Raw genomic sequence first — 6,019 nt, forward strand, 5'->3', positions numbered from 1 at the left:
AAATTACGTAATGTCGTTAGTAAAACTGTTGTACTACTAACACCATCTGCGTCGTAGTCACCAAATATTAATATATTTTCTTTGTTTTCAATCGCCAATTTTATGCGATTAACAGCCTTTTCCATATCCTTTAAAAGAAAAGGGTCATGAAAGGAATTTAAATCTTGATGAAGAAATTCCCTTGCTTCATCTAATGTATGGATTCCTCGGTTAACGAGCAATGAAGCAACAAGTGGTGTAATAGCCAAACCATCTGTTAATGTCTTTATTATTGCTTCATCAGTAGGATTTATCATCCACCTTGTTTTTGCCTTTAACATGCCAATTTCACCCCTCAATCTTTCCATTATACTAAAGAGGCCAAGGGGTTTCAATTTAAGGTTGTTTGTGGAAGTCCTGTCTCATTCTTTAAGTTACTCCTCTTCCTTCTCTACTACCTCATCAAATCTTTTCTCTTTTTGTACCAATTTATCGTCATCTCTTAAACGAAGGTTTTCTTTTTCAAGCTGTTTAAGTTTACGTTGCAATGTTACTATTCTAATAAAACCTGTTAAAGCAACTAAAAACCCTCCCATTAAAACCGAGCTTAAAATGATTAAAATTAGCGGCCATTCTGCTTGACCAAATAAATAATCGACTTGTACAGGTTCTACATTAATAACAGCAAAAATAGCAATTATGAGTGCAAATAAAATAGCAAGAATAATACTCCATTGTCGTTTCACTTCATTCTCTCCCTTAATCAATAGTTTTTGTACGAACTTTTTTCCTGCAATAATTAGTTTGTCCACCGAGAACAAATATTAATAATACCCATCTTTGCTGATGATGTAAATTTAATTTTTTTAGCTCATTAGAAAAATAAAAAAATCAACCTCCTCGATAAATTAACAATTTCATCTAGAAGATTGACCTTATTTTTTACAATTTTGCTAACTATGTGTTTCACGTTGCAATGACTTGTTTTGTCGTGTTTTTATAGTGTTATTTAATTGCTTTCCTTTCCATATGAACCATAGCTGTGGTGCTATAAAAAGGGATGTATACCATACGCATATAAAACCTGTTAATAAAGCAATAGAGAAATTTATCGTCGTAGGGCTTCCAGCAGCAATAAATACAACCATTATAGTAACTACTATTAGAACAGTCGTCAAAGAACGTATGATTGTTGAATGAAGGCTGCGATTTACAATTAATTTTAAGTTTTCGAAGCTGTTACCCTCTATTTCTCTAGAATTTTCACGTATTCGATCAAAGATTACAACCTTATTATATAGCGAATAGCAACCAATGGTCAGTAGCGCAGCAATAAACGGTATATTGATTTCAAGTCTTGTAGCGCTAAAAAAAGCAACGACGAAAAATAGCTCATATAACAAAGAAGTAACAATTGCCATAGCGATATAAAGCTTATAGCGGGTAGCGACATATAAACCTATCCCTATTATCGAGGTAATTAAGCCGATGACTGCCTTCTCTGCGACTTTCGTTCCTAAAGCAGGAGAAAATGTGCTTACATTCGGTTCAGTTCCGTATACCTCATTAAAGTGCTTCTTTATATCATCAATTTTTTGCTGTTCCAATTTTCCTTGAAAAAGAACAACGCCAATTTCATTTTCTGCTCCCGATAACACTACATCATGACGTTCAATATCAAGATTCAATATCTCCATTTCATGAATCATTTCATTTGCAGTTATCTCTTTCCCTGCCAACACTTCAATTCTCGTTCCAGTCGAAAAATCGATTCCATTATTCATCTTAAAGACTAATAAGATGATAAAGCCAATGAAAACAACTAAAGTAGATAGCATCAGCAAAGGTCTTCGATACTTTAAAGCGTCAATATGTTTAAACTTAGCCAATACCGGTAATTGTCCTTCATGAAACTGTTGCAAACCTTCTTCTTTTTTTACAGCGTAAAAATGGTGCCGTTCATCAAAAAAACCACTTCTAACTAATACACCCATTACTACCCTCGATAATAAAATAATTATCAAAAAATTTGTTAAAATAATTGTTAATAATGCTAGTGAAAAACCTTTTATAGAACCTGTTCCACAAATAAGTAAAACAATCCCAACAAGAAAAACGACTAAATTAGCATTAATAATAGCCATAATAGAGCGTATAGAACCCTCTTTAAATGCTAAACGAATATTTTTACCTAGTTGTAATTCTTCCTTTACTCGCTCAAAAGTAATCTTATTTGCATCCACTGCGATTCCAACACCAAGTATAAGTGCTGCAATTACAGGAATTGTAACATCTACATTCAACCAATCAATTATAAACAAGGTGATTGATAAGGATGTCACATACGTCATAACTGCGATTAATCCTTGGAAACGATAAACAATTAGTAAAAAGAGAGTTACAAGTCCAAGACCAACTATTGCAGCAAATATCGTTTTACTTAACGACTTATCTCCATATTGTGCTCCAACAGAAGTCGAGTATATTTCCTCTAACTTTACGGGAACGGGTGATTCTAACTGTTTCGAAAGACCTGCCATCACCTCTGTTCGATTTGTAACATTTGCTAATAAAACTCGAATTCTATTTCCTTCAAGTTGCATTGAATAATCGTTAATTCCAAGTACCCTCACACGTTTCTCTAATGTATTGACTGTTCCTTTCAATACATCTTTTGTAATCTTTTCACCTTTATTGACAGGCTTGACCTCATACAAAATTTCATAGCCACCTTGTAACTCCAAACCAAACAGATGATTGTCGGTTACTTTTTTTGCTATTAAAGCAATGTCTGAGACAAAAAGTAAAGCAAGTAGAAAAAAAACAATGATGGGCCCACGTTTGACCAATATGTATCCCCCTTACAGTCAAAAAGTAATCACTGTATGTGTATTTTTCTCCCGTTATTCTTCACACAGAAATCTTTCCCCTTTTAAATATACTCAGCAGCTAAAAAAACAGTATTAAATTAAGTCCTTTAATAAATCTTTTGCCTCTTCACTTTCAAACCATTTTCCATTTTTATACGTTTCTACTGTTGCATAATTCATATAATCTCCAACTTTTACGGATAGTACATCATTGACAATTTCGTGAACAGATAATTCCTTTATCTTTCTCCATTTTTTGTTTTTTAAATAGTCCCAGAGCTTAGCCTCAGTGACGTCTTTATATCCGAATAATTTAAACTCCTCAAGCTTGCTTTTTAATGCTGGTTTAATATGATCTCTAAAATCATCCATTGGTTGTTTATCCAATCTATTCTCCTCCTTTTTCATACAAAAATTATATCTAAAAAATTTTGCGATAATTGTTTTTCAGATTCATACCTAGAACTTGTCATGCTTGGCCTAGTCCTTCGCATATAGTAATTGTATCTAATTACATGTTAATTGAGAAGGCAGGGAGAACAAATGACAAAACAGACGTTTCTGAAAGGAACGCTTATACTTATATTAGCTGGATTTATTACGCGAATTCTTGGATTCATTAACCGAATCGTTGTTGCCCGTTTTATAGGTGAGGAAGGTGTCGGTTTATATATGATGGCAGTCCCTTCACTTGTACTAGTTATCACGATTACTCAGTTAGGATTACCTGTTGCAATTTCAAAATTAGTTGCTGAAGCGGCAGCACAAGGAGACAATCGAAGAATAAAAAAAATCCTTGTCGTCTCATTGTCAATAACCGGGACATTAAGCATTTTATTTACCCCTGCTATCTTTTTTGTTGCACCTTATCTAGCCGATACGATATTTACAGATGAACGGATTATTTGGCCATTACTTGCAATAACACCTGTTATCCCGATTGTAGCGATATCTTCTGTTATAAGGGGCTATTTCCAAGGAAAACAAAATATGCAGCCTGCCGCCATCTCACAAGTACTGGAACAAACGATTCGCATTTCTTTAGTAGCTTTGTTTACAAGCGCCTTTTTGCCATATGGGATTGAATATGCTGCTGCAGGTGCAATGATTTCATCTGTTATTGGTGAACTTGTTTCACTCATCTATTTATTAACGATGTTTAAAGTAAAAAAGAAACTAAAGGTTCGTAGAAATTTTTTCAACTCTTTAAAAAAGGGGAAGTCAACGTTTAATCAATTAATGAGTATTGCCTTACCTACAACAGGAAGTAGATTGATCGGATCAATTTCATGGTTTTTCGAACCAATTGTCGTTGCTAATAGTTTAGCAATTGCAGGTGTTGCAACAGCGGTAGCGACAAAACAATATGGAGGGTTAACAGGCTACGCATTACCGTTGTTAATGCTACCATCTTTTATTACAGTTTCTCTTTCCACCTCACTAGTTCCTGCTATAAGTGAAGCAATGGCACAAAAAAAATTGTTTCTTGTTGAGCACCGTCTACAACAAGCGATAAGACTCTCCCTCGTAACTGGTGGATTAGCAAGTGTTGTTCTATATATTTTTGCAGAACCTTTAATGGTGTTTATGTATGGTAATAGTCAGTCGGCTATTTTTGTTAAAGTTCTTGCTCCTTTTTTTATCTTTCATTATTTTCAAAGTCCCCTTCAAGCAGTATTACAAGGCTTAGACTTAGCTAGAGCGGCAATGATCAACAGTTTAATTGGGTCAGCTGTTAAAACTGCCTTAATTTTCATTTTAGCGACAAGACCGTCATTAGGGATAATCGGAGCAGGATTAGCAATTGCCATCGGTATAATCCTAACTACATTGCTCCATTTTGCAACGGTTATGAAAGTCGTACCATTTACTATTCATGTGCGGGCATATATTAAGAGTGTGATAACAATTGTTCTTTCTGGAATAACAGGTTATTATTTTTATCACTTTCTTATTGATTCTTTAAATGATTCGATTCGTTTAATTATAGCTATTTGCATAACATCACTAGTTTATTGCTTCTTGTTATTACTCTTTAAATTAATCGATAGAGAAGAAATGAATCGAATTCCATTCATTGGTTCATTTTTAGCAAAGCTTATTCCGGTTAAGTAATAAGCTAATAAGACAAGTAGCTTCATTTACGTTAAATTGAAGTACTTGTCTTATTTTTTTACTATGATAATAAACGGTTAAGTTCTTCTTTATTTAATTTCATCTTTAATATCAACAGACAGTTTTCCTTTATGAAATGAGCATAATGATATATTTTGTAAGTCATTATAACCTAATTTCTTCAATTGCTCTTTCAACCAAAATTGATTCAAATTCATCATTTTTAAATTTTCTTGTTGAATATGTCCATCAATGATAAGTGGTAGATGAAGCATTTGCCGTTCATTTTCGTTTTTCACAATAATCGATAATTTCCCATTCGATTCTAAAATTGCAAATTCAACATCAGCGACATTATTTATGTTTTGTTCTCGAAGCTGAGTCAAAAGGTCATCAAAATTATAGCGCTGTGACCTCATAGCATGTTCGTCAACCTTTCCCCGATTAATAATGATTGTCGGCTTACCATCAAGAAGATGACGTACCTTATCACTTTTAAGCGATAAATAAGCTAGTGAAATTTGAATAAGAAGAAGGACAGACATTGGAATGATCGTATGAAGTAATGGATCTTTATGATTTTCAATCGATGTAATCCCAATTTCTGCAATCATTAAAAATACGACCAAATCAAATATACTTAACTCACCAACTTCTCTCTTTCCCATTAGTCGAAAAATAAAAACAATCAAAAAGTACAATATGATTGTTCTTGCCACAATGGAAACATACATATCCATCTGATGGCATTCCTCCTTCTATCTTCAAAGCTTTTTTGTTAGTTTAATCGTTACTACAACTTTTATGTACGAAACTTACTTAATACAAAAGGATTTTCCTTTCTCAGCCTCGCACATTCAATATAAAAATACATATTTTTAGCTATTCCTATAATCAAGGTCTGTTAATACATATAGATGTAAAGAAATCTATTCTATTTTTCCCTTACATGAATATTCTGTATTAAGACGAGCTTCAAAAGCTTGATTTCATGTAGATGGGAAGGGGATGTGAAAGTGGAATCAAAAAAATGGGGAAAAGCCATTCTATATGGA

5 protein-coding genes and 1 pseudogene are annotated in these 6,019 nt (G+C 33.4%); 1 reads left to right on the forward strand and 5 read right to left on the reverse strand.

The window, feature by feature from the left end:
* The 4 genes and pseudogenes from HU235_RS21915 to HU235_RS21930 form a co-directional block, all read right to left on the reverse strand.
* Positions 1 to 320, reverse strand: a pseudogene (locus HU235_RS21915) (single-stranded-DNA-specific exonuclease RecJ); the annotation flags it as partial.
* A gap of 93 nt (positions 321 to 413) precedes the next feature.
* A complete protein-coding gene (locus tag HU235_RS21920; RefSeq protein ID WP_095303149.1) occupies positions 414 to 725 on the reverse strand; it encodes a LapA family protein in 312 nt (103 codons plus the stop codon).
* 207 nt (positions 726 to 932) lie between these two features.
* Positions 933 to 2,828: a protein translocase subunit SecF gene (secF, locus tag HU235_RS21925; protein ID WP_174881585.1), complete on the reverse strand. Its 1,896-nt coding sequence runs from the start codon at positions 2,826 to 2,828 to the stop codon at positions 933 to 935.
* Positions 2,829 to 2,942: 114 nt separating this feature from the next.
* Complete coding sequence (locus tag HU235_RS21930) at positions 2,943 to 3,236, reverse strand: post-transcriptional regulator (RefSeq protein ID WP_145583239.1); 294 nt, start codon at positions 3,234 to 3,236, stop codon at positions 2,943 to 2,945.
* 156 nt (positions 3,237 to 3,392) lie between these two features.
* Here HU235_RS21930 and spoVB point away from each other — a divergent pair, with 156 nt between their 5' ends.
* The gene (gene spoVB / locus HU235_RS21935) at positions 3,393 to 4,964 is read left to right on the forward strand and encodes a stage V sporulation protein B (protein WP_174881586.1); all 1,572 of its coding nucleotides are present in this window, start codon (positions 3,393 to 3,395) and stop codon (positions 4,962 to 4,964) included.
* Between the two features lie 89 nt (positions 4,965 to 5,053).
* Here spoVB and HU235_RS21940 read toward each other — a convergent pair whose 3' ends face one another.
* Positions 5,054 to 5,704, reverse strand: coding sequence for a DUF421 domain-containing protein (locus HU235_RS21940; RefSeq protein WP_174881587.1), 651 nt, complete (start codon positions 5,702 to 5,704; stop codon positions 5,054 to 5,056).
* Between the last annotated feature and the right edge of the window lie 315 nt (positions 5,705 to 6,019).

This window comes from Metabacillus niabensis (assembly GCF_902829255.1).
In the GTDB taxonomy this organism is placed as follows: domain Bacteria; phylum Bacillota; class Bacilli; order Bacillales; family Bacillaceae; genus Metabacillus; species Metabacillus niabensis.